Below are 23,723 nucleotides of genomic sequence, written 5' to 3'. Positions count from 1 at the left end.
GCTCGCGGCGGGCGTGCGCCTGCCCGCCAGCGGCAAGGTGTTCATCAGCGTGAAGAACGCCGACAAGCCGAAGATCATCGAGATCGCCCGCGCCCTGGCACGGCTCGGCTTCCAGCTGCTCGCCACCCGGGGCACCGCGGCCGCCTTATCGGGGGCGGGCCTCAACGTCACGCCGGTCAACAAGGTCACCGAAGGCCGGCCGCACATCGTGGACATGATCAAGAACGGCGAGATCGCCATGATCATCAACACGGTGGATGAGCACCCGGTGTCGATCCAGGATTCCTACTCCATACGGCGCTCGGCGCTGCAGGGCCGGGTGACCTATTTCACGACGCTAGCCGGTGCGCGGGCCGCCTGCACCGGGATGGAAGGCATGCGCGAGCTGCGCGTCCACTCGCTCCAGGAGCTGCACGCGAGGCTGCATTGACCGGCACCCGCGGCGGCCTCCCGTCGCGACCCGCCACCGTCGGTGATCATTGGCGCTGCCTAAAGAGGATTCAGTCCGGCAAGATGAGAAAGATTCCATTGACCGCAAAGGGCGCGGAGCTGCTGCGCCGCGAGCTGCACCATCTGAAAACGGTCGAGCGACCGAGAATCATCGGCGCGATCCAGGACGCGCGCACCCACGGCGACCTTTCGGAGAATGCCGAATACGAGGCGGCGAAGGAACGCCAGAGTTTCATCGAGGGCCGCATTCTGGAACTCGAGGCCAAACTCGCCAACGCCCAGATCATCGATCCGCGCCACCTGGACGCGGACGGGCGCTGCGTCTTCGGCGCGACCGTGGATCTCGCCGACCTGGAAAGCGGCGAGTCGGTGACCTATCAGATCGTCGGCGAGGACGAAGCCGACATCAAGAACGGCAAGATCTCGATCAGCTCGCCGATCGCGCGCGCGCTGATCGGCAAATACTCGGGAGACGTCGCCGAAGTCCAGGCCCCCGGCGGGGTGAAGGAGTACGAGATCCTGGACGTCAGGTACGTCTGAATGTCAAGGGCGGACCAACCATTTGGCGACCGAGGAAATCAGCTTCTACCGACGCCATCAAGTGCCAAGACACGCAGCGGTACGAAACCGGGTATCGATGCGTGGCTTTTCTGGTGTCCCGGCACCTCGGATGGTGCATGCGGATTCTGGGTTTAGCGGTTCTGAAAGCTGCGCTTGGGCAGCCGTGCGGGTGGTCGTGCGCGGCGGCGAGGGCTGGCCGATGGGGGTTCCTCGGCGCGGGGGCGGTACACCACGAGCATCCTGCCGATGTGCTGAACCGGCGCGGCTTCCAGCCGGCGGCAGATCTCCTCGAGCAGGGCGTCGCGTTGGCGGCGCCCGGCCTCGGCGACGCGAATCTTGATCAGCTCATGGGCACGCAGGCTGCGGTCGATTTCGATCAGGGCGGCTTCGCTCAGCCCCTTGTCGCCCAGCAGGACGACCGGGCCGAGCCGGTGGGCGCGCGCCTTGAGCGCGCTGCGCTCGGCGGGTGAGAGGACGATCAAATCGGGGAACTCCGGCGCAGGTAGGAGCCCAGGATTCTATGGCCAGGAGCAGGCGCAGTCACGCGTGGATGCAGGAGCACGTCTCCGATCCCTTCGTGAAGCGGGCGCGCAAGGAAGGCTACCGGTCGCGCGCTGCTTTCAAGCTGCTGGAGATTCTCCAGCGCGACCGCCTGGTGAAGCCGGGGATGCTGGTGGTGGATCTGGGCGCCGCCCCCGGTGGGTGGGCGCAAGTCGTCGCGCCCATGCTCCGGCCCCAGGGGCGCCTCGTCGCGCTGGATGTTCTGCCGGTGCAGCCGATCCCCGGAGTGGCGGTCGTGCGCGGCGATTTTCGCGAGGAAGCGACGCTGCGAGCGCTCGAACAGGCCCTGGGCGGGCGCGACGTGGACCTTGTGCTCTCCGACATGGCCCCCAATATCAGCGGCGTATCGGCGAGCGACCAGGCCCGGTCCGCCGATCTGGTCGAACTGGCACTCGATTTCGCGCTGGCGCACTTGAAACCGGGTGGGTCGTTGCTAGTCAAAGCCTTTCAGGGCGCCGGGATGGACGAGCTGCGCGACCGCATGCGCCAGGCGTTCGACTCGGTCAGTGCGCGCAAGCCGAAGGCCTCCCGCGACCGGTCCAGCGAGTTCTATTTGCTCGCGCGTGGCCTGCGCGCGCGGCGCTCGAGCGGTGGGCCGGGCCCTCGTTTCGGTTTAGAATGAACTTCGATTCACGCGGCGGAGCACGCCCGCGTCGCAAGGAGCAGCTTTGAACAACCTGATCAAGAATGTCGCCATCTGGCTCGTCATCGCGCTGGTGCTGATGACGGTGTTCAATCAGTTCAGCGCCCGCCAGCAGCAGCAGTCGACGATGGACTACTCCCAGTTCATCGACGAGGTAAAGCAGGGAGTGGTCTCCAGAGTGACCATCGAGGGGCGCGTGCTGCGCGTGCAGAAGACCGACGGGCGCAAGTACACAGTGTATTCGCCCTCCGATCCCTGGCTGGTTTCCGACCTCCTGAAAGCCGGGGTGACGGTGGAAGCCAAGCCCGAGGAAGAGCCCTCGCTGCTGATGAACATCTTCGTGTCCTGGTTCCCGATGCTGCTGCTGATCGGCGTGTGGATCTTCTTCATGCGCCAGATGCAGGGCGGAGGCCGCGGCGGCGCGTTTTCATTCGGCAAGAGCCGCGCGCGCATGCTCGACGAGTCGAACAACACGGTGACCTTCGCCGACGTCGCCGGCTGCGAGGAAGCGAAGGAGGAAGTGGCCGAACTGGTGGACTTTTTGCGAGATCCCGGCAAGTTCCAGAAGCTCGGCGGGCGGATTCCGCGCGGGGTGTTGATGGTGGGCTCTCCCGGCACCGGCAAGACGCTGCTTGCCAAGGCGATCGCCGGCGAGGCGAAGGTGCCGTTCTTCTCGATCTCGGGCTCTGACTTCGTCGAGATGTTCGTCGGAGTGGGCGCGGCGCGCGTGCGCGACATGTTCGAGCAGGCCAAGAAGCACGCGCCCTGCATCGTGTTCATCGACGAGATCGACGCGGTCGGCCGCCAGCGCGGCGCCGGGCTCGGAGGCGGCAACGACGAGCGCGAGCAGACGCTCAACCAGTTGCTGGTGGAGATGGACGGCTTCGAGACCGGCTCCGGGGTGATCGTGATCGCCGCCACCAACCGTCCGGACGTGCTCGACCCGGCGCTGCTGCGTCCGGGGCGTTTCGACCGCCAGGTCGTGGTGCCGCTGCCCGACATTCGCGGCCGCGAGCAGATCCTGATGGTGCACATGCGCAAGGTGCCGGTTGCGCCCGACGTGCGTCCGGATATCCTGGCGCGAGGCACGCCCGGGTTCTCCGGCGCGGATCTGGCGAACCTGGTGAACGAGGCCGCGCTGTTTGCCGCCCGGGCCAACAAACGGCTGGTGGACATGGAAGACTTCGAGCGCGCCAAGGACAAGATCATGATGGGCGCGGAGCGCAAGTCCATGGTCATGCCAGAGCACGAGCGGCGCAATACCGCGTATCACGAGTCCGGCCACGCGGTGGTGGCGAAATTGCTCCCCAAGACCGATCCGGTGCACAAGGTCACGATCATTCCCCGCGGGCGGGCGCTCGGCGTCACCATGCAGCTGCCGCAGGAAGACCGCTACAGCCTGGACCGCGAGCAGATCCTGCAGAACATCGCGGTTTTGTTCGGCGGCCGCATCGCCGAGGAGATCTTCATGGGGCAGATGACCACCGGCGCAGCCAATGACTTCGAGCGCGCGACCGACATGGCGCGCAGGATGGTCACCCAGTGGGGCATGAGCAAGGAACTGGGCACCATGGTCTACGGCGAAAACGAGGGCGAGATCTTCCTCGGGCGCTCGATCACGACCCACAAGAATCTGTCCGAGGCGACCATGCAAAAGGTCGACGCGGAGATCCGCCGCATCATCGACGAGCAGTACGCACTTGCTCGCCGTCTGATCGAGGAAAACCGCGACAAGGTGGAAGCGATGGCTCAGGCGCTGCTGGAGTGGGAAACACTGGACAGCGACCAGGTCAACGACATCATGCAGGGCCGTCCGCCGCGCCCGCCCAAGCCCGCTGCTACGACGACTTCGCCGTCGAGCGCTTCGGGCAGCAACACGCCCTCCCCCGCGGCAACCACCACGCCCGCACGGGGCACCTGAGCTGCGCGGCGGGCTCGCGGTGCCAGGCGCCAGAGGCACGCTCCATCGAAGGGTGAGGAAAGGAACCTCGCCCTTTTTCTTTGCCCTGCCTTCCGGGCGCCAATGCCGTTCGCGGTGACCGACGCAGGCCAACGCGGTGCCACGCACCGCACGGGCGCCACCGTCTTGCAGGCGGGGCGATACGCGCTCCCGCTGTCGCGCCCGCTGATCATGGGCGTGATCAACGTCACCCCGAACTCCTTTTCCGACGGCGGGCAGTTCTTCGACCGCGCAGCGGCAATCGCACAGGCCAAGCGCCTGGTCGACGAAGGCGCCGATCTCCTGGACCTCGGCGGGGAGTCCTCGCGCCCGGGTGCCGAACCGGTTAGCCTCGAGGAAGAGCGCAGGCGCGTGCTGCCGGTGCTGGAACCGATTGCCGGGCTGGGCGTGCCCGTTTCGGTCGATACGTGCAAGCCCGAACTGATGCGTGAGGCGATTGCCGCCGGCGCGGCCATGATCAACGATATCCTCGGCCTGCGCGCTCCCGGAGCCCTGGAGGCGGTCGCCGCGACCGACTGCGCGGTGTGCATCATGCATATGCAGGGCGAGCCGCGCACGATGCAGGCAGCGCCCTTCTATCACGACGTGGTGCGAGAGGTCGCGGACTTCCTCGCCGCGCGGGCGCGGGCGGCGCAGGCGGCGGGCGTCGCGCGCAGCCGCATCGTGATCGATCCGGGTTTCGGGTTCGGCAAGACCGTGGAGCACAATCTGGCGCTGCTGCGCGAGCTGCCGCGGTTGACCGCCTTGGGCTATCCAGTGCTTGCGGGTCTTTCGCGCAAGAGCCTGTTGGGTAGAATCGTGGGCCGCGCGGTTGAGGAGCGCATGCCCGCCAGCGTTGCGGCGGCGCTGCTCGCCGTGCAGCGCGGCGCCGCGATTGTGCGGGTGCACGATGTGGCGCCCACGCGCGACGCGCTGCTCGTGTGGCGCGCGCTGGAGGACGGTTCGATCCCGTCATGAAGGAAGCGAGAAAACATTTCGGAACCGATGGCGTACGCGGCCGGGTCGGCGAGCCGCCGATCACGCCGGATCTGGTCATGCATCTGGGATATGCCGCCGGCCGAGTACTCGCCGCCGGCGCGGAGCTGCCGCCGGGGGAGCATCCCGCGGTGCTGATCGGCAAGGACACGCGCGTGTCGGGCTACATGCTGGAATCGGCGCTGCAGGCGGGACTGTCGGCGGCGGGCGTCGATATCTATCTTGCCGGGCCGATGCCGACCCCGGCGGTGGCCTACCTGACGCGCGCGTTGCGCCTGCAGGCGGGCATCGTCATCTCGGCCTCGCACAATCCTTTCGAGGACAACGGCATCAAGTTTTTCTCAAGCGACGGCAACAAGCTTCCGGACGCGACCGAGCAGGAGATCGAGCGGCTGCTCGACGCGCCGATCAAGACCATGCCTTCCGCCCAGCTCGGCAAGGCGCGGCGGCTCAATGACGCCGCGGGACGCTACATCGAATTCTGCAAGAGCACTTTTCCCAATCAGCTCGACCTGCGCGGGGTGAAGATCGCCGTGGACTGCGCGCACGGCGCCACATACCACATCGCCGGCCACGTGTTCCATGAGCTGGGGGCGGATGTCCATGTCGTCGGCAACCAGCCCGACGGGTTCAATATCAATCGAGAGTGCGGCGCCGTGCATCCGGGCGCGCTCGAGCAGGCGGTGCGCGAAAGCGCTGCGGACCTCGGGGTGGCCTTCGACGGAGACGGCGACCGTGTGCTCATGGCGGACCACCTGGGACGGATCTACGACGGCGATCAGCTCCTGTTTGCGATCGCGCGCTTTCGCCAGGATGCCGCCGAATTGAAGGGCGGCGTCGTGGGCACGCTGATGACCAATCTCGGGCTGGAGCAGGCGCTGGCCAGGCGCGGAATTCCGTTTGCCCGCGCGCCGGTCGGCGACCGCTATGTCCTGGAGAAACTGCAGGAAAACCGCTGGCTGCTGGGCGGGGAGAATTCCGGGCATATCATCATCCTGGACAAGCACACGACCGGCGACGGCGTCGTCTCGGCGCTCCAGGTTTTGCACGCGATGCGCGCGCAAAACCGCTCGCTGGCGGAGCTGACCGCGGAGCTCACGCTCTACCCGCAGGTGCTGGTCAACGTGAAAGTCGAACGCGCGTTCGATTTCCGCGCCAATCCAGCCGTGCAGGCGGCGCTGAAGGATACCGAGTCCTCGCTCAAAGGCAGGGGGCGGGTGCTGTTGCGCGCCTCGGGGACCGAGCCGGTGATCCGCGTGATGGTCGAGGGCGAGGGGCGCGAGACGATCGCGCGGCTGGCGCAGTCGCTGGCCGAAACGATCCGCGCCCAAGCGGTCGCATAGGTCCGGAAACGAACGCCGGTGACGCGGCACCCCGGGGCGGGCCGGTTGCGCTGCAATCAGATTGTCACAATCGAGACCTAGAATTCCGGGCGTTTTCCCCAATGCCTACAGGAGAGCCCCGTATGTCCAAGTCCTACCGTGTGTTGGTGTCCGCCGCAGCGCTCACTCTGGCCGGTGCGCTTGGCGCCGTCGCTCCGGCTGCCCACTCCCAGACCGTGAAGATCGACGGTTCTTCGACGGTCTTCCCGATCTCGGAGGCGGTCGCGGAGGACTTTCAGCGCGCGAAGAAAGGCAAAGTCAAGGTCACGGTCGGCATTTCCGGTACCGGCGGCGGATTCAAGAAGTTCTGCCGCGGCGAGACCGACGTTTCCAACGCTTCGCGTCCGATCCTCAGGAAGGAGATGGAGGAATGCCGCAAGAACGGCGTCGAGTACATCGAGCTGCCGGTCGCCTACGACGCGCTCACCGTGGTGATCCATCCCAAGAACACCTGGGCGGAGACGATGACCGTCGCCGAGTTGAAGAAGATGTGGGAACCCGCCGCGCAGGGCCGGATCAAGACCTGGAAACAAGTCAATCCGAACTGGCCCGATCGGCCGCTCGCCCTCTACGGCGCGGGCGCGGACTCCGGCACTTTCGACTACTTCACCGAAGCGATCAACGGCAAATCCAAGGCGAGCCGCGGCGATTTCACGGCATCGGAAGACGACAACGTGCTGGTGCAGGGCGTGTCGCGCGACGAGAACGCGATCGGGTATTTCGGTTTCGCCTATTTCTCGGAAAACAGCGACAAGCTCAAAGCCGTCAGGATCGCCGAGAAGGCCGGCGCCAAGGCGGTTGCCCCGTCCATCGAAAGCGTCCTGGACGGCAGCTATCAGCCGCTGTCGCGCCCGATTTTCATCTATGTCAACGCCAAGTCCGCGCAACGCCCGGAGATCCGCGAGTTCGTAGAGTTCTACATGAAGAACGCGGATAACCTCGTGCGCGAAGTGAAGTATGTTCCACTGCCGCCCAAGGCCTACGCCTACAATCTGGACCACTTCTCCAGGAACATCGTCGGTACCAAGTACGGCGGCGAGAACAAGGTGGGGCTCACCATCGAACAGCTGATGACGATGGAGGCGAAACTCTGAAGCTGACTCGCCGAGCATGAAGTACACGGGAGGGGCAGCGCCTCTCCCGTTTGCCGTCCACGCCTGACCCGTTAAGGCCGGCGGGTCAAGCGCGTCTCAAGGTGAAATAGAATAGGCGCAAGCCGCGAACAATGACCTCGATCGCCTCAGCCCAGGGACTGGACACGTTGCCCCCCGCGACCATCAGCCGGCGTCTCGCGAAGAGAACCACGCGCCACCTGCGCGAGCGCTTCATCGAAGGGATCCTCTTTCTCGCCGCCTGCGTGTCGGTCGCGGTCACCATCGGCATCGTGTTCATCCTGGTGAAAGAATCCTTCGAGTTCTTCCGGCACGTGTCGCTGTGGGAGTTCCTGACCGACACGCAGTGGACGCCGCTGTTCGACGACGCGCATTACGGCATCATGGTCCTGCTCTCCGGGACGCTGGTGAGTTCCATGGTTGCGCTCGCCGTGGCCATCCCACTGGGCACCATCATCGCGATCTACCTGTCGGAGTTCGCGCCGTTCTCGGTGCGCGAGGTGGCCAAACCTTTTCTCGAGATGCTGGGCGGCGTGCCCACGGTGGTCTACGGCTACTTCGCCCTACTCTATGTCACGCCGCTGCTGCAGGCGCTCATTCCCGGCCTGCCGGGATTCAACCTGCTCTCGGCCGGTATCGTGATGGGCATCATGATCATTCCCTATGTTGCGTCCGTCTCCGAAGACGCCATGCGCGCCGTGCCGATGGCCATGCGCGAAGGCTCCTATGCGATGGGCGCCACGCGCTTCCAGACGGCGATCCGCGTGGTCACGCCCGCGGCGTTTTCGGGAATCGCGGCCGCCTATATCCTGGGGATCTCTCGGGCCGTGGGCGAGACCATGATTCTGGCCATCGCCGCCGGGATGCAGCCCAATCTGACCTGGAACCCGCTCGAGCCCGCGGCGACCATTACCGCCTATATCGTGCAGGTGGCCCTGGGCGATCTGCCCCACGGCAGCATCGGCTATCAGACCATATTCGCCGCGGGCCTGACGCTGGCGTTGATGACGCTGATCTTCAACATCCTGGGGCACTACCTGACCCGCCGCTTTCGTCAAGCCTACTAGGGGATACGCCAACCAGCATGATGCGTCAGTCGGTCGAGGAAATCCGCGCGCTCATCACCCGCCACAAGCGCTGGGACCTGGTTTTCTCCGTCGTCGGGCTGCTGGCGCTGATGGTCGGTGTGCTCACCTTCGCCTCGCTTTTCGCGGGGATGGCGCTCGACGGTGCAGCGCGCCTGTCGCCCGACTTCTTTCTGAACTTCCCCTCGCGGCGGCCCGAACAGGCGGGCATCCTCTCGGCGTGGGTCGGTACCACGCTGGTCATGCTGGTGACGGCGGCCGCCGCGATCCCGCTCGGAGTCGCGGGCGCGGTCTATCTGGAGGAGTATGCGCCGCGCAACTGGGTGACCGACATCATCGAGATCAACGTGACAAACCTGGCGGGCGTGCCGTCCATCATCTACGGCCTGCTCGCGCTGGGTCTTTTCGTCTATCAGTTCGGTTTCGGCCAGAGCATCCTGTCCGCCGGGCTGACGCTGGCGCTGCTCATCCTGCCGGTCGTGATCGTGGCCACGCGCGAGGCGATCCGCTCGATTCCGCGTGCGATCCGGGAGGGCGCGATGGCGCTGGGCGCGACCAAGTGGCAGACCACCGCCGATCATATCCTGCCGTATTCGATCCCGGGCATCCTGACCGGCGTAATCATCGGGATGGCGCGCGCCATCGGCGAGACGGCGCCGGTCATCACCATCGGCGCGCTCACCTTCATCGCCTTTCTGCCGCCCGCGCCGTTCACCGGCGACCCGCCGGCAGGGCTGTTCGACTGGGTGATGTCGCCTTTCACGGTCATGCCGATCCAGATGTTCAACTGGACGTCGCGCCCGGAAGCCGCCTTTCACCAGAACGCCGCCGCGGCGGGCCTGGTCCTGGTCGTCATGACGGTTTCGATGAACGCGCTGGCGATCTATGTACGCTACCGGCTGCGAAAGAAGGTCAAATGGTAGACACCGCACTCACTGTCTCGCTGGGCAAGCACCCGGGCGCGAACCAGTCGCAGGCCGCGCCGCCTGTGAAAGCGGAAGCCCGGAACCTGAATTTCTACTATGGCGCGTTCCACGCGCTGAAGAACATCAGCCTGCCGGTCTACGAGCGCAAGGTGACCGCGCTGATCGGCCCATCCGGATGCGGCAAATCCACCTTCCTGCGCTGTTTCAACCGCATGCATGACCTCTATCCCGGCAACCGTTACGAAGGCGAGATCCGCTTCTATCCCGACAACACCAATCTGCTGGGCGCGCATGTCGATCCGATCGAGGTGCGCATGCGCATCAGCATGGTGTTCCAGAAACCGAATCCGTTCCCGAAGTCCATTTACGAGAACGTCGCCTACGGGCTGCGCGTGCGCGGCGTACGCAATGTGGCGATCCTCGACGAGAAGGTCGAACAGGCGCTGCGCGGAGCAGTGCTCTGGGACGAGGTCAAGGATCGCCTGAACGATCTCGCGTTCAACTTGTCCGGCGGCCAGCAGCAACGGCTGTGCATCGCGCGGGCGCTGGCCACCGAGCCGGAGATCATGCTGTTCGACGAGCCGACCTCCGCGCTCGACCCCATCGCCACGGCGAGCATCGAAGAACTCATCAACGACCTGAAAGACAAGGTGACGATCCTCATCGTCACGCACAACATGCAGCAGGCTGCCCGGGTCTCCGACTACACCGCGTACATGTATCTGGGGGAGATGATCGAGTTCGGCGCGACCGACACGATCTTTCTCAAACCCAAGCACAAGGCCACCGAGGATTACATCACCGGAAGGTTTGGCTGAGGCCGGACTGGCCGGGCTGTAGCGGCGCACGCTGACCTTCGGGTCTCGGCGCTGCCATGTCGCTCGGGCCGGTGCCCGGCGAAGGCCTCTCGCAGTTCGCGCTGCGGAGTCGCTGCCTGCGCTCGCGCAGCCCAGTGCGCATGGCGATCGGCGTTGACCCCGGTGCGCCCCGGCCGGTAGAATTCCTGCGCTTTTTCAGCGGACTGGGGCATGCGGCAGCGGCTCGTAGCGGGCAACTGGAAGATGCACGGCAGTCTGCCGGACAACCAGCGCCTGCTCGAGGCGATCGCCAAGGCGGCTTTCGGGTTTCGGGCCTCGACTTGTGCGGTGTGCGTGCCGTTCCCCTACCTCGCACAGGCTCAAAGGGTGCTGACCGGTACTCCGGTGGCCTGGGGCGCGCAGAACGTCAGTCACCACCCCAAGGGTGCCTTCACCGGAGAAGTTTCCGCGACCATGTTGAAGGAGTTCGGATGCCGTTACGTCATCGTGGGGCACTCGGAACGGCGCAGCCTGTATGGTGAGAGTGACGAGACGGTCGCGCTCAAGGCGCAGGCAGTTCTGGATGCCGGCATGGCGCCGATCGTCTGCGTGGGCGAGACGCTAGCGGAGCGCGAGGCCGGGGTCACCGAGCAGGTCGTTGCCCGGCAGCTGGGCGCAGTGATGGAACGAGTCGGTGTCCAGGGCCTGGGGCGTTCGGTAGTCGCCTACGAACCGGTGTGGGCCATCGGCACCGGGAGGACGGCGTCCCCCGAACAGGCGCAGGCGGTGCATGCCTTCATTCGTGGCCGCATCGCGGCTGCATCGGTCGAGGCGGCGGGCGCGATACAGATCCTCTATGGTGGCAGCGTGAAGGCGTCCAACGCCGCTGCATTGTTCGCCATGCCAGATATCGACGGGAGCTTGGTGGGCGGAGCTTCGCTGGACGCCGAGGAGTTTTGCGCGATCTGCCTGGCGGCGGATCGCAGCGCACTGGAAAGAGCTTGAATGGAAATCATCGTACTGGTTTTGCATGTGCTGACCGCACTGTGCGTAATCGGGCTCGTGCTGCTACAGCACGGCAAGGGCGCGGACATGGGGGCGGCCTTCGGCAGCGGTTCGGCCGGCAGCTTGTTCGGCGCGAGCGGCTCGGCCAATTTCCTGAGCCGCTCGACTGCCGTCCTGGCCACGGTGTTCTTCCTGACCAGCCTGGGGCTGAGCTATTTCTCGGCCCACAAAGGGGAACCCCAAGGCGTGATGTCCACGCACGGACAGCAGCAGGTGCCGGCGTCCACGGTGCCGACGCCGTCCAGCGCGCCGGCACCTGCACGGGAGGACACCGGATCGAAGGCCGAGGAGATCCCGAAATAGCTTGAGGGTGCCGGGCACGGGGAAGCTCCCGTCCCGGACCTTTGCCGGACATGCCGATGTGGTGAAATTGGTAGACACGCCGTCTTGAGGGGGCGGTGGCGAAAGCCGTGTGAGTTCGAGTCTCACCATCGGCACCATTCTTCCAGAGCATGGCGCGGCGCCCCGTCCACGCAGGCACGGGCGCAGCGCCGCCGAAGGGAACCGATTTCATTCTGCGCGGGCGCGCAGTACCAAAGCCACGAATGCTGGAGCAGTACTTTCCAATCCTCCTGTTCATCTTCGTCGGCCTCGCGATCGGAGTCGCGTTGCCCTTGCTCGGCGCGTTGCTGAGCCGGCTGCTGGGCGTGCATCGGCCCGACGCCGAGAAACTCTCTCCATACGAATGCGGCTTCGAGGCCTTCGAGGACGCGCGCATGAAGTTCGACGTGCGCTATTACCTCGTCGCCATCCTGTTCATTCTGTTCGATCTGGAGATCGCCTTCCTCTTCCCGTGGGCGGTCGTGTTCGAGGAGATCGGGACCTTTGGCTTCGTCGCCATGGTCATATTCCTGGCGATCCTCGTTGTCGGGTTCGTCTACGAGTGGAAAAAGGGGGCGCTGGAATGGGAATAGTCGAGGTGTGAACATGGCTACCGAAGGCCTGGTTGAGCGCGGATTCGTCACCACCACCCTGGACAACGTCATCAACTGGACGCGCACCGGCTCGCTGTGGCCGATGACTTTCGGCCTGGCCTGCTGCGCGGTGGAGATGATGCACGCCGGCGCCTCGCGCTACGACTTGGACCGCTTCGGCGTGGTGTTCCGGCCCAGCCCGCGCCAGTCCGACGTGATGATCGTCGCCGGCACTTTGTGCAACAAAATGGCCCCGGCGCTGCGCAAGGTCTACGATCAGATGGCCGAACCGCGCTGGGTGATCTCGATGGGTTCGTGCGCCAACGGGGGCGGTTACTACCACTACTCCTACTCGGTGGTGCGCGGTTGTGACCGCATCGTGCCCGTGGACGTCTATGTGCCCGGCTGTCCACCCACGGCGGAAGCGCTTCTCTACGGCATCATCCAGTTGCAGAACAAGATCCGCCGCAGCAACACGATCGCCCGCTGAAGCCCCCATGCCCGACAAACTCGCCACGCTGGAAGGCAACCTGCGCAGGACACTCGGCGCGCGCGCGCGGGACCTGAAGTCCGCGCTGGGCGAGTTGACGCTCACGGTCGACGCCACCGATCTGCGCGAATGCGCCAGGCTGCTGCGCGACGATGACAGCCTGCGCTTCGAGCAGCTGACCGACCTGTGCGGGGTCGACTACCTGCATTTCGGGAACGGGACGCGCGAAGGCCCGCGGTTTGCGGTGGTGTATCACCTGCTCTCGCTCGCGCACAACTGGCGGCTGCGGGTGGTTGCGTACTGCAGGAGTGACGATTTTCCGCAGATGGATTCGGTGGTCGACCTGTGGCCTTCCGCCAACTGGTATGAACGCGAAGCCTTCGACCTGTTCGGCATCGTGTTCCCGGGACATCCGGACCTGCGGCGATTGCTGACCGACTACGGCTTCGTCGGCCATCCGTTCCGCAAGGACTTCCCGCTGTCCGGGCACGTCGAGATGCGCTACGACCCGGACCAGCAGCGGGTGGTGTACCAGCCGGTCACCATCGAGCCGCGCGAGATCGTTCCGCGTGTGGTGCGCGAGGAGCACTACGGAGATGTGGAATAGGCCGAGCGCACGAGATCCGATGGCTGAAATCCGCAACTACACGATGAACTTTGGCCCACAACACCCGGCGGCGCACGGGGTGCTGAGGCTGGTGCTCGAGCTCGACGGAGAGGTGATCCAGCGCGCCGATCCGCACATCGGGTTGCTGCACCGGGCCACCGAGAAGCTCGCCGAACACAAGACCTTCCTGCAGTCGGTGCCGTACATGGACCGGCTCGACTATGTTTCGATGATGTGCAACGAGCATGCCTACGTGCTGGCGATAGAGCGGTTGCTCGGCGTGGAGGTGCCGATCCGGGCACAGTACATCCGGGTCATGTTCGACGAGATCACGCGCATCCTCAATCATCTTCTCTGGCTCGGCGCGCACGCGCTCGACGTCGGCGCGATGACCGTATTCCTGTACTGCTTCCGGGAACGCGAAGACCTGATGGACTGTTACGAAGCGGTGTCCGGCGCGCGCCTGCACGCCGCCTACTACCGCCCCGGGGGCGTCTACCGTGACCTGCCGGATTCCATGCCGCGCTACAAGGTATCGCCGTTGCGCGATGAGAAGCAGGTGCAGGCGCTCAACGCGAACCGGCAAGGCTCGCTGCTCGACTTCATCGAGGACTTTACCAACCGCTTCCCGAAGCTCGTCGACGAATACGAGACGCTGCTCACCGACAACCGCATCTGGAAGCAGCGTACTGTTGGCATCGGCGTCGTGTCCCCCCAACGTGCCGTCGCGCTCGGCTTCACCGGCCCGATGCTGCGCGGCTCGGGCGTGGCCTGGGACCTGCGCAAGAAGCAACCCTACGCGGTCTACGACCGCATGGAGTTCGACGTGCCGGTCGGCGTCAATGGCGACTGCTACGACCGTTACCTCGTGCGCATCGAGGAGATGCGGCAATCGAACCGCATCATTCGCCAGTGCATCGACTGGCTGCGAAAAAACCCCGGCCCGGTCATGACGGACAGCCACAAAGTGGCCCCGCCCTCGCGCGTGGCGATGAAGAGCAACATGGAAGAGCTGATCCATCACTTCAAGCTCTTCACCGAGGGTTTTCACGTGCCCGCCGGCGAAGTCTATGCCGCGGTCGAGGCCCCGAAAGGCGAGTTCGGCATCTATCTCGTCTCCGACGGCGCCAACAAGCCCTACCGCATGAAGATCCGCGCGCCCGGTTTCGCGCACCTTTCGGCCATGGACGAGATGGCGCGGGGGCACATGATCGCCGACATGGTGGCGATCATCGGCACCCAGGACATCGTGTTCGGAGAGATCGATCGTTGAGCGCGCCGATGGTGCTGAGTCCCGAAGCTCTGGCCAAGATCGACAAGGCGATGGCCAAGTATCCGCCGGATCGCAGACAATCCGCGGTCATGGCCGCGCTGACCATCGCCCAGGAAGAGAAGGGATGGATTTCCCCAGAGACGGTGGAGTTCGTGGCCGGCTACCTCGGAATGCCGCCGGTGGCGGTGTGGGAAGTCGCCACCTTCTACAGCATGTACAACCTGCAGCCGGTCGGGCGCTACAAGATCGCCGTTTGCACCAATCTGCCGTGCGCGCTGGCCGGCGCGGACCGGGCGGCGGAACATCTCAAGCGCAAGCTCGGCATCGCTTTCGGTGAAACGACGGCCGACGGCCATTTCACGCTCAAGGAGGCCGAGTGCATGGGCGCCTGCGGCGATGCGCCGGTGTGCCTGCTCAACGACAAGACGATGCTGTCGTTCATGACGCCGGACAAGCTCGACGAGCTGATCGAGGAGTTGAAGTGAGCGCCCCGCAACTGCCGCTTCCTCCCGACTTCTTCGGTCCGGACGCCATCATTCTCAAAGGACTCACCGGCCTGAACTGGCGACTGAAGGACTACGAGTCGCGCGGCGGCTATCGGGCGCTGAGAAAGGTTCTCGCCGAACGAATTCCGCCCGAGCAGGTCATCGCGGAAGTGAAGAAATCTGGGCTGCGCGGACGCGGCGGAGCGGGCTTCCCTACCGGGTTGAAATGGAGTTTCATGCCGCGGGCCTTTTCCGGCCAGAAGTACCTCATCTGCAATTCCGACGAGGGCGAGCCGGGCACGTTCAAGGATCGCGACATCCTGCGCTACAACCCGCACATCGTGATCGAAGGCATGGCCATCGCCGCTTACGCGATGGGCATCACGGTGGGATACAACTACATCCACGGCGAGATCTGGGAAATCTACGAACGCTTCGAGGAGGCGTTGGCGGAGGCCTACGCTGCCGGCTATCTGGGCCGGAACATCTTGGGCTCGGATTTCTCCTTCGATCTGTACGCGCACCACGGCTGGGGTGCGTACATCTGCGGCGAAGAGACCGCGCTGCTCGAATCGCTCGAGGGAAAGAAAGGCCAGCCGCGGTTCAAGCCACCGTTCCCTGCGAGCTACGGGCTCTACGGCAAGCCGACCACGATCAACAACACCGAAACGTTTGCCGCCGTTCCCTGGATCGTGCTGAACGGCGGCGAGAACTACCTGGCGCTCGGCCGGCCCAACAATGGCGGCACCAAGATCTTCTCGGTCTCGGGCGACGTCGAGCGGCCCGGCAACTACGAACTGAGGCTGGGTACGCCGTTCGCGCGGTTGCTCGAGATGGCGGGTGGCGTGCGGGGCGGACGCGCGCTGAAAGCGGTCATTCCGGGCGGCTCCTCGATGCCGGTGCTGCCCGGCGAGGTGATGATGGCCACGGACATGGATTACGACGCGATCGCCAAGGCCGGTTCGATGCTCGGCTCGGGGGCGGTGATCGTCATGGACGACACGCGCTGCATGGTGCGCTGTCTGCGGCGACTGTCCTATTTCTATTTCGAGGAATCCTGCGGTCAGTGCACGCCGTGCCGAGAGGGCACCGGATGGCTCTACCGCATGATCCATCGCATCGAATGCGGCGAAGGGCTAGAAGAGGACCTCGATACCTTGAACTCGGTGGCCGAGAACATCCAGGGCCGGACCATCTGCGCGCTGGGCGATGCGGCCGCGCTTCCGGTGCGCTCCTTCATCAAACACTTCCGCGGCGAGTTCGAGTACCACGTCCGCGAGAAGTGCTGTCCGGTCGGCTGACCCATGGTCCGTCTCGAAATCGATGGCAGGCCGGTCGAGGTGCCGGAAAACAGCACGATCATGGACGCCGCCAACCGCCTGGGCGTCTATGTGCCGCACTTCTGCTATCACCGCAAGCTGTCGATCGCCGCCAACTGCCGCATGTGCCTTGTGCACGTGGAAAAGGCGCCGAAACCGCTGCCCGCCTGCGCGACCCCCGCGACCGAAGGCATGAAGGTCTGGACGCATTCGGAGATCGCAGTCCAGGCACAGAAGGGGGTCATGGAATTCCTGCTCATCAATCATCCGCTCGACTGCCCGGTCTGCGACCAGGGAGGCGAGTGCCAGCTGCAGGATCTGGCCGTGGGTTACGGTCCGTCGAAGTCGCGCTATCGCGAGCCCAAGCGTGTGGTTGCGCCCAAGGACCTGGGCCCGCTGGTGGCGGCCGAGGAGATGAGCCGCTGCATCCATTGCACGCGCTGCGTGCGCTTCGGCCAGGAGATCGCCGGCGTGATGGAGCTGGGCATGGCCGGACGCGGCGAGCATGCCGAAATCATCGCCTTCGTCGGACGCACGGTGGACTCCGAATTGTCCGGAAACATGATCGATCTTTGTCCGGTCGGCGCCTTGACCTCGAAGCCGTTTCGCTTCCGCGCACGCAGCTGGGAGCTTGCGCGACGCAGATCGGTCGCGCCCCACGACTCGCTGGGCTCGAACCTGGTGGTACAGGTCATGCATGACCGCGTGATGCGGGTGCTGCCGCTCGAGAACGAGGAGATCAACGAGTGCTGGCTGTCCGATCGCGACCGCTTTTCCTATGAGGGATTGAACGCCCCCGACCGGCTTACCGCACCCATGATCAAGCGCGAGGGTGCGTGGCAGGAAGTCGATTGGCCGACCGCTCTTGATCACGCGGCGAAGGAACTGGCGCGCGTGCGAGCGACACATGGCGGCGCTGCCATCGGGGCACTCGCGGCCCCGATTGCCACCCTCGAGGAGCTCTATCTGCTCGGCGAGCTCGCGCGCGGGCTGGGCAGCGCGAATGTCGACTTCCGGCTGCGACAGAGCGATTTCTCCGCCGAGCGCGCCATGCGCGGCGTGCCGTGGCTCGGCATGAAGATCGCCGACATCGGCCTTCTCGACCGTGTCCTGGTCGTGGGCTCTACGCTGCGCAAGGAACAGCCGCTGCTGGCGCACCGCATCCGCCAGGCGGTGAAAAGGGGCGCGCAGCTGTGCATCGTCAACCCGGTGGACGACGATCTGCTGACCCGGGTCCATGCCAAGCGCATCGTGGCGCCGAGCGCGATGCCGCTCGCGCTGGCGGAAATCGCCGTGGCGGCTGCGCGTCTGATGGGGGTTGCGGCACCCGCGGCGCTTGCCGGGCTCGCGCCGGGCGAGGAGGCGCAACGCATTGCGCAAAGCCTCACCTCGGGCGAGCGCCCCGCGATCCTGCTGGGCAACCTGGCCGCTCATCATCCGGCACGCGCGCAACTGCAGGCGCTCGCCGCGATGTTGGCGGAAACTGCCGGAGCGCGGTTCGGCTTTCTCGGCGAATCCGCCAACAGCGTCGGCGGCTATCTGGCCCGGGCCTGGCCGGGCGCGGAGGGGGCCGGCCGCCACGTGCTCGCCATGCTGCAGCAGCCGCTCAAGGCTTACCTGCTGTTGCATGCCGAGCCGGAATTCGACATCTCCGATCCGCGCCTGGCGCGCTTTGCGATGAGCGCCGCCGAGTGCGTCATCGCGCTCTCGCCCTATCGCCACGGCGCGATGGACTACGCGCAGGTCCTGCTGCCCGTGGCGCCTTTCACGGAAACGCCGGGGACGTTCGTCAACGCCGAGGGCAGGCTGCAGCGTTTTCAGGCCGTCGTGCGGCCGCTCGGACAGGCGCGTCCCGCCTGGAAGGTGCTGCGCGTGCTGGGCACGCTTCTCGGCATCGCCGGCTTTGGCTACGAGACCATTGAGGACGTGCGTCGCGCGTTGGACAGTTCGATCGGCGAGATCGCGGCACGGCTCGACAACCGCCTCGACATCGAGCTTTGCGTTGCGCAGCCCGGCGTGGCCGGGCTGGAGCGCGTCGGCGAAGTTCCCATCTACCATACGGACGGCATCGTCCGCCGGGCGAGCTCCCTGCAGCGCACGCGCGATGCCCAGGTCGCCAAAGCGTGGCTGCCGGGACAGCTGATCGAGCGGCTCGGCTTGCAAAGCGCGGATCTGGTGCGCGTGACTCAGGACGGCGCGAGCGTCGTGGTCGGGTTCGGGCGCGACGACCGGCTGCCGCCCGATTGCGTGCGGCTGGCCACGGCCTGCCCCGAAACCAGCCGGCTCGGCGCCCCGTTCGGCACCGTATCCCTCGAGCGTGCGCCGGCGCACGAGAAGGCGGGCGTCTGATATGGACTGGCTGGAGAACCTTGTCGGACCCGGCGCCGCGCTCACCCTGTGGACCCTGGCGAAGATCCTGGCCATCGTTGTGCCGGTCATCCTGTGCGTGGCGCTGCTGACCCTCGCCGAGCGCAAGGTGATCGGCTACATGCAGCTGCGCCTCGGCCCGAATCGGGTGACCTTCTTCGGCGTGCACTTCCTGCGCGGCTGGGCGCAGCCCTTCGCCGACGTCCTGAAGCTGCTCATCAAGGAAGTGGTCATCCCTTCCGGGGCGAACCGCTTCCTGTTCATCTCTGCTCCAGTGCTCTCGCTGATGCCCGCGCTCGCGGCCTGGGCGGTCGTGCCGTTCGCCGACGGATGGGTACTTGCCGACATCGACGCCGGTCTGCTCTACATCATGGCCATCACCTCGATGGGCGTCTACGGAGTGATCGTGGCGGGATGGGCTTCGAACTCGAAGTACGCCTTTCTGGGTGCGATGCGCTCTGCCGCGCAGATCGTCGCATACGAGATCGCGATGGGTTTTGCCCTGGTGTGCGTGCTGATGATGTCGGCCAGTCTCAACTTGACCGAGATCGTCGAGGCGCAGCGCACCCCTTGGGGAATGCTGGGCTGGAACCTCATTCCCCTGTTGCCCATGTTCCTGGTCTATTTCGTCTCCGCGGTCGCTGAAACCAACCGCGCGCCGTTCGACGTCGCGGAGGGCGAGTCCGAGATCGTCGCCGGCTTCCATGTGGAATACTCGGGAACCGCCTTTGCGGTGTTCTTCCTGGCCGAATACGCGAACATGATCCTGGTGTCCACGCTCGCCTCGATCATGTTCCTGGGCGGGTGGCTGGCGCCGGTACCGGGCGTGCCGGACGGGTTCCTCTGGCTGGCCGCCAAGGTCGCGTTCTTGCTCTTTTGCTTTTTCTGGTTCCGCGCGACCTTCCCGCGTTATCGCTATGATCAGATCATGCGCCTGGGCTGGAAAGTGTTCATCCCCTTGACCCTGGTGTGGCTGGTCCTGATCGGCGCGCTGATGCGCACCGCCTGGTGGCCGTGGTGAGGCGACGCACATGATCGGGCGCCTGCGCGATTTTTTCCGCACCTTCCTGCTCTTCGAGCTGTTCAAGGGCCTGATGCTGACCGGCCGTTACCTGTTCGCTCGCAAGGTCACCGTCCAGTATCCGGAAGAGAAGACTCCGCAGAGCCCCCGCTTCCGCGGACTGCACGCGTTGCGGCGCTATCCCAATGGGGAGGAGCGCTGCATTGCCTGCAAGCTGTGCGAGGCGGTGTGCCCGGCGCTCGCCATCACGATCGAATCCGAGCAGCGCGCGGACGGCACACGCCGCACGACGCGCTACGATATCGACCTGACCAAGTGCATCTTCTGTGGTTTCTGCGAGGAGTCCTGTCCGGTCGACTCGATCGTGGAGACGCGCATCTTCGAGTACCACGGCGAGAAACGCGGCGACCTCGTCTACACCAAGGAAATGCTGCTCGCGATCGGAGACCGCTACGAGGAGCAGATCGCCAGGGATCGCGCGGAGGATGCCAGGTACCGGTGAGGCGTGAGGCGTGAGGGGAGCACCCTTCACCCCTCAATCCTTACCAACCAATAACAACGTGGATTTCCAAAGCGGCGTCTTTTACTTTTTCGCGGCGATCCTGCTGTTCGCGGCGCTGCGCGTCATCACTGCGCGCAACCCTGTGCATTCGGCGCTGTTCCTGGTGCTGGCCTTCTTCACCGCCGCCGGCCTGTGGCTGCTCCTCGAAGCCGAGTTTCTGGCGATCGCGCTGGTGCTCGTGTACGTGGGCGCGGTCATGGTGCTGTTCCTGTTCGTGGTGATGATGCTCGACATCAACCTGGATCGGCTGCGCGAGGGCTATTGGGACTATCTGGTGCCCGGGCTCACGGTGGCCGGGATCATGGTGGCTGAAATGGCGGTCGTGCTGGGCGGGCGCTACTTCGGCCTGGAGGGCACGCCGGCTTCTGCGGCGCGAGAGCCGGGTTACAGCAACACCAAGGCGCTCGGGCGCGTTCTGTACACCGACTACGTATACGCGTTCGAGATCGCGGCCGTGATCCTGCTCGTGGCCATCGTCGCGGCGATCGCGCTGACGCTGCGCCGCCGCAAGGACACGAAGTACGTGGATCCTGCGGCGCAGATCAAGGTCCGACGGCAGGACCGCGTGCGGCTCGTGTCGATGCCGGCGGAGAAACCCGGTGAGGAATAAGGTGTCGGAAGCGCGGGGCGGAGCGTTGCGTGTGCGTGCGCGGCTGGGTGATGTCGATGCCTCACGGCTTGATCCTTGTCCTTCGTGCTGCCCCGGGAGTGCGGCGTGATCTCGCTCTCCCACTACCTGATCCTGGGGGCCATCCTGTTCGCGATCAGCATCGTCGGCATCTTCCTCAATCGCAAGAACGTCATCATTCTGCTGATGGCGATCGAGCTGATGCTGCTCGCGGTGAACCTGAACTTCGTTGCCTTTTCTCATTTCCTCGACGACATCGCGGGTCAGGTGTTCGTGTTCTTCATTCTGACCGTGGCCGCTGCCGAGTCGGCCATCGGCCTGGCGATCCTGGTGGTTCTGTTCCGCAACGTACGCAGCATCAATGTCGACGACCTGGACCGCTTGAAAGGATGAAAGGGCATGAGGAGGCAGCAGTGAGGAACGAAGGGCTACGCGAGCCAGCGACGCCGCGCACCGCATCCGGCAACTCCCGAATCGCGGGTCCGGGCGGGGCTTTCCTCGATCCACTCCCCTCGCCCCTGGCGCGGTTCGTCACATGAAGGGTCTCTATCTGCTCGTCCCGCTGGCGCCGCTCGCCGGCTCGATCATCGCAGGCCTGTTCGGCCGGCAGATCGGACGCGCCGGCGCTCACTGGGTCACCATCCTCGGCATGACAGTGTCCACCGCCGCCGCCGCCCTCGTGTTCCTGGACGTCCTCGCCGGGAATACTTTCGACGGCGCGGTGTACACCTGGGCCACGAGTGGAGGAGTCCGGTTCGAGATCGGCTTCCTGATCGACCGGCTCTCCGCCACGATGATGCTGGTGGTGAGCTTCGTGTCGCTCATGGTGCACATCTACACCATTGGCTACATGGCCGACGATCCCGGCTACCAGCGCTTCTTCAGCTACATCTCGCTCTTCACCTTCTCGATGCTCATGCTGGTGATGAGCAACAACTTCCTGCAGCTGTTCTTCGGCTGGGAAGCGGTGGGCCTGGTCTCCTACCTGCTGATCGGTTTCTGGTACACGCGCCCCAGCGCGAACTACGCCGCCCTGAAGGCCTTTCTCGTTAACCGTGTGGGCGACCTCGGGTTTCTGCTGGGCGTCGCGCTGATCCTCACGCACTTCGGCACGCTGCACTACGCCGACGTGTTCGCCGCGGCGCCGGCGAAGAGCGCGGATCTGGTCTGGAGCGCGCATGGGATCGAATGGCCGCTCATCACCACCGTCTGCCTGTGCCTGTTCGTCGGCGCGATGGGCAAGTCCGCGCAGTTTCCCCTGCACGTCTGGCTGCCGGATTCCATGGAGGGCCCAACTCCGATCTCGGCGCTCATTCACGCCGCCACCATGGTGACCGCGGGCATCTTCATGGTTGCACGCATGTCGCCTCTGTTCGAGCTGTCGGAGGCCGCGCTGTCGTTCGTCATGGTGATCGGGGCGATCACCGCGCTCTTCATGGGTTTGCTCGGCATCGTGCAGAACGACATCAAGCGCGTCGTGGCCTACTCCACGCTCTCGCAACTGGGCTACATGACGGCCGCGCTGGGCGCCTCGGCCTATTCGATCGCCATCTTCCATTTGATGACGCACGCCTTCTTCAAGGCGCTGCTGTTCCTCGGCGCCGGCTCGGTGATCATCGCCCTGCACCATGACCAGGACATGCGCCGGATGGGCGGGCTGCGGCGCTACATGCCGATTACCTGGATCACCTCGTTGATCGGGACGCTGGCGTTGATCGGCTTTCCGTTTCTCTCGGGCTTTTATTCCAAGGACAGCATCATCGAGGCCGTGCACCTGTCCAGGCTGCCCGGCGCGGGATTCGCCTATGCGGCCCTGACGGTCGGCGTCTTCGTGACGGCGCTCTACAGCTTCCGCATGTACTTCCTGGTCTTCGAAGGCAAGGAGCGGTTCGCCGAGACCGCTTCCGGTCGCGGCGCCGGCGTCGCGCAGCCGCACGGCCACGACGCACACCGTGCGGGTTCGCCCCGGGAATCACCGCCCGTCGTGTGGCTTCCGCTGGTCGCGCTGGCGCTGCCCTCGATGGCGATCGGCGCGGCGGCGGTCGGGCCGCTGCTTTCGGGATTCTTCGGCGATGCAATCCGCGTTTCCGCGCAGCACGATGTCGTCGCCGTGCTGGCGGCCGGATTCCACGGGTGGCTGGCGATGGCGGTGCACGGTTTCGGCGCCGCTCCATTCTGGCTGGCGGCCGCCGGTGCGTTCGTGGCCTGGTATCTGTACCTGAAGCGCCCCGACCTGCCGGCGCGAATCCAGGAGGCGGTCAAGCCGCTGTACGTGCTTCTCGAACAGAAGTACTACTTCGACCGCTTCAACGACTGGTTCTTCGCCGGAGGGGCTCGGGCGGTCGGCCGCGGGTTGTGGCGCGTAGGGGACGAGGGCGTGATCGACGGAGTGCTGGTCAACGGTTCGGCGCGCTTGGTGGCCTGGTTCGCGGGCCTGGTGCGCAAGGTCCAGTCCGGATTCATCTATCACTATGCGTTCACCATGATCGTCGGCGTGTTCATCCTGTTGACGATCTGGTTCGCGCGCGCGTGAGCGTTCG

25 protein-coding genes and 1 tRNA gene are annotated in these 23,723 nt (G+C 65.3%); 25 read left to right on the top strand and 1 reads right to left on the bottom strand.

The genetic code is table 11. From position 1 onward, the window contains the following. Both carB and greA read left to right on the top strand, forming a co-directional pair. A partial coding sequence (carB, locus tag VNM24_09780; protein ID HWQ38881.1) for a carbamoyl phosphate synthase large subunit occupies nucleotides 1–430 on the top strand: 430 nt, incomplete at its 5' end. An 83-nt stretch (nucleotides 431–513) separates the two neighbouring features. After that, nucleotides 514–990, top strand: a complete 477-nt coding sequence (gene greA, locus VNM24_09775; GenBank protein ID HWQ38880.1) for a transcription elongation factor GreA — start codon at nucleotides 514–516, stop codon at nucleotides 988–990. A gap of 152 nt (nucleotides 991–1,142) precedes the next feature. Here greA and VNM24_09770 read toward each other — a convergent pair whose 3' ends face one another. Beyond that, entirely contained in the window at nucleotides 1,143–1,493 is a 351-nt protein-coding gene (locus tag VNM24_09770) for a YhbY family RNA-binding protein (protein ID HWQ38879.1), read from the bottom strand. Between the two features lie 38 nt (nucleotides 1,494–1,531). On the opposite strand from VNM24_09770, the gene VNM24_09765 reads away from it, so the two are divergent. The 23 genes from VNM24_09765 (at nucleotide 1,532) to nuoL (ending at nucleotide 23,716) form a co-directional block, all read left to right on the top strand. Continuing rightward, a complete protein-coding gene (locus tag VNM24_09765) occupies nucleotides 1,532–2,194 on the top strand; it encodes an RlmE family RNA methyltransferase (protein ID HWQ38878.1) in 663 nt (220 codons plus the stop codon). 100 nt (nucleotides 2,195–2,294) lie between these two features. Beyond that, nucleotides 2,295–4,136, top strand: coding sequence for an ATP-dependent zinc metalloprotease FtsH (ftsH, locus tag VNM24_09760; GenBank protein ID HWQ38877.1), 1,842 nt, complete (start codon nucleotides 2,295–2,297; stop codon nucleotides 4,134–4,136). 210 nt (nucleotides 4,137–4,346) lie between these two features. Continuing rightward, nucleotides 4,347–5,132: a dihydropteroate synthase gene (gene folP / locus VNM24_09755; GenBank protein ID HWQ38876.1), complete on the top strand. Its 786-nt coding sequence runs from the start codon at nucleotides 4,347–4,349 to the stop codon at nucleotides 5,130–5,132. Further along, nucleotides 5,129–6,493, top strand: coding sequence for a phosphoglucosamine mutase (gene glmM / locus VNM24_09750; protein ID HWQ38875.1), 1,365 nt, complete (start codon nucleotides 5,129–5,131; stop codon nucleotides 6,491–6,493). Before folP ends, glmM begins: the two co-directional genes overlap by 4 nt. 122 nt (nucleotides 6,494–6,615) lie before the next feature. Continuing rightward, nucleotides 6,616–7,626, top strand: a complete 1,011-nt coding sequence (locus VNM24_09745) for a PstS family phosphate ABC transporter substrate-binding protein (protein HWQ38874.1) — start codon at nucleotides 6,616–6,618, stop codon at nucleotides 7,624–7,626. A 131-nt stretch (nucleotides 7,627–7,757) separates the two neighbouring features. Next, nucleotides 7,758–8,711: a phosphate ABC transporter permease subunit PstC gene (gene pstC, locus VNM24_09740; protein ID HWQ38873.1), complete on the top strand. Its 954-nt coding sequence runs from the start codon at nucleotides 7,758–7,760 to the stop codon at nucleotides 8,709–8,711. 17 nt (nucleotides 8,712–8,728) lie between these two features. Beyond that, nucleotides 8,729–9,652, top strand: coding sequence for a phosphate ABC transporter permease PstA (pstA, locus tag VNM24_09735; protein ID HWQ38872.1), 924 nt, complete (start codon nucleotides 8,729–8,731; stop codon nucleotides 9,650–9,652). Further along, the gene (pstB, locus tag VNM24_09730) at nucleotides 9,646–10,473 is read left to right on the top strand and encodes a phosphate ABC transporter ATP-binding protein PstB (GenBank protein ID HWQ38871.1); all 828 of its coding nucleotides are present in this window, start codon (nucleotides 9,646–9,648) and stop codon (nucleotides 10,471–10,473) included. Before pstA ends, pstB begins: the two co-directional genes overlap by 7 nt. Nucleotides 10,474–10,683: 210 nt before the next feature. After that, entirely contained in the window at nucleotides 10,684–11,457 is a 774-nt protein-coding gene (gene tpiA, locus VNM24_09725; GenBank protein ID HWQ38870.1) for a triose-phosphate isomerase, read from the top strand. Beyond that, a complete protein-coding gene (secG, locus tag VNM24_09720) occupies nucleotides 11,458–11,820 on the top strand; it encodes a preprotein translocase subunit SecG (GenBank protein HWQ38869.1) in 363 nt (120 codons plus the stop codon). 52 nt (nucleotides 11,821–11,872) lie between these two features. Beyond that, a tRNA-Leu gene (locus tag VNM24_09715) sits at nucleotides 11,873–11,957 on the top strand. Between the two features lie 105 nt (nucleotides 11,958–12,062). Continuing rightward, nucleotides 12,063–12,431, top strand: a complete 369-nt coding sequence (locus tag VNM24_09710; protein HWQ38868.1) for an NADH-quinone oxidoreductase subunit A — start codon at nucleotides 12,063–12,065, stop codon at nucleotides 12,429–12,431. 13 nt (nucleotides 12,432–12,444) lie between these two features. Next, nucleotides 12,445–12,921: an NADH-quinone oxidoreductase subunit B family protein gene (locus VNM24_09705; GenBank protein HWQ38867.1), complete on the top strand. Its 477-nt coding sequence runs from the start codon at nucleotides 12,445–12,447 to the stop codon at nucleotides 12,919–12,921. A 7-nt stretch (nucleotides 12,922–12,928) separates the two neighbouring features. Then, nucleotides 12,929–13,528 (top strand): NADH-quinone oxidoreductase subunit C, encoded by a 600-nt coding sequence (locus tag VNM24_09700; protein HWQ38866.1) that lies wholly within the window; start codon nucleotides 12,929–12,931, stop codon nucleotides 13,526–13,528. A gap of 19 nt (nucleotides 13,529–13,547) precedes the next feature. Beyond that, complete coding sequence (locus VNM24_09695; GenBank protein ID HWQ38865.1) at nucleotides 13,548–14,801, top strand: NADH-quinone oxidoreductase subunit D; 1,254 nt, start codon at nucleotides 13,548–13,550, stop codon at nucleotides 14,799–14,801. Between the two features lie 11 nt (nucleotides 14,802–14,812). Beyond that, complete coding sequence (gene nuoE, locus VNM24_09690) at nucleotides 14,813–15,286, top strand: NADH-quinone oxidoreductase subunit NuoE (protein HWQ38864.1); 474 nt, start codon at nucleotides 14,813–14,815, stop codon at nucleotides 15,284–15,286. Nucleotides 15,287–15,333: 47 nt separating this feature from the next. Further along, nucleotides 15,334–16,587, top strand: a complete 1,254-nt coding sequence (gene nuoF / locus VNM24_09685) for an NADH-quinone oxidoreductase subunit NuoF (protein ID HWQ38863.1) — start codon at nucleotides 15,334–15,336, stop codon at nucleotides 16,585–16,587. A 3-nt stretch (nucleotides 16,588–16,590) separates the two neighbouring features. Then, nucleotides 16,591–18,954, top strand: coding sequence for an NADH-quinone oxidoreductase subunit NuoG (nuoG, locus tag VNM24_09680; protein HWQ38862.1), 2,364 nt, complete (start codon nucleotides 16,591–16,593; stop codon nucleotides 18,952–18,954). A 1-nt stretch (nucleotide 18,955) separates the two neighbouring features. After that, nucleotides 18,956–19,993, top strand: a complete 1,038-nt coding sequence (nuoH, locus tag VNM24_09675) for an NADH-quinone oxidoreductase subunit NuoH (GenBank protein ID HWQ38861.1) — start codon at nucleotides 18,956–18,958, stop codon at nucleotides 19,991–19,993. A 13-nt stretch (nucleotides 19,994–20,006) separates the two neighbouring features. Further along, complete coding sequence (nuoI, locus tag VNM24_09670) at nucleotides 20,007–20,495, top strand: NADH-quinone oxidoreductase subunit NuoI (GenBank protein HWQ38860.1); 489 nt, start codon at nucleotides 20,007–20,009, stop codon at nucleotides 20,493–20,495. A 58-nt stretch (nucleotides 20,496–20,553) separates the two neighbouring features. After that, complete coding sequence (locus VNM24_09665) at nucleotides 20,554–21,165, top strand: NADH-quinone oxidoreductase subunit J (GenBank protein HWQ38859.1); 612 nt, start codon at nucleotides 20,554–20,556, stop codon at nucleotides 21,163–21,165. A gap of 105 nt (nucleotides 21,166–21,270) precedes the next feature. Next, nucleotides 21,271–21,576 (top strand): NADH-quinone oxidoreductase subunit NuoK, encoded by a 306-nt coding sequence (nuoK, locus tag VNM24_09660; protein ID HWQ38858.1) that lies wholly within the window; start codon nucleotides 21,271–21,273, stop codon nucleotides 21,574–21,576. Between the two features lie 142 nt (nucleotides 21,577–21,718). Next, nucleotides 21,719–23,716 carry an NADH-quinone oxidoreductase subunit L gene (gene nuoL, locus VNM24_09655; protein HWQ38857.1) on the top strand — a complete coding sequence of 666 codons (1,998 nt, stop codon included), beginning with the start codon at nucleotides 21,719–21,721 and terminating at the stop codon, nucleotides 23,714–23,716. The last annotated feature ends 7 nt before the right edge of the window (nucleotides 23,717–23,723 follow it).

The organism is Burkholderiales bacterium, from assembly GCA_035560005.1.
Classification (GTDB): domain Bacteria; phylum Pseudomonadota; class Gammaproteobacteria; order Burkholderiales; family Eutrophovitaceae; genus DASRFY01.
Note: the sequence above shows the minus strand (reverse complement) of the source record. Positions and strands in the feature narration are given on the sequence as shown.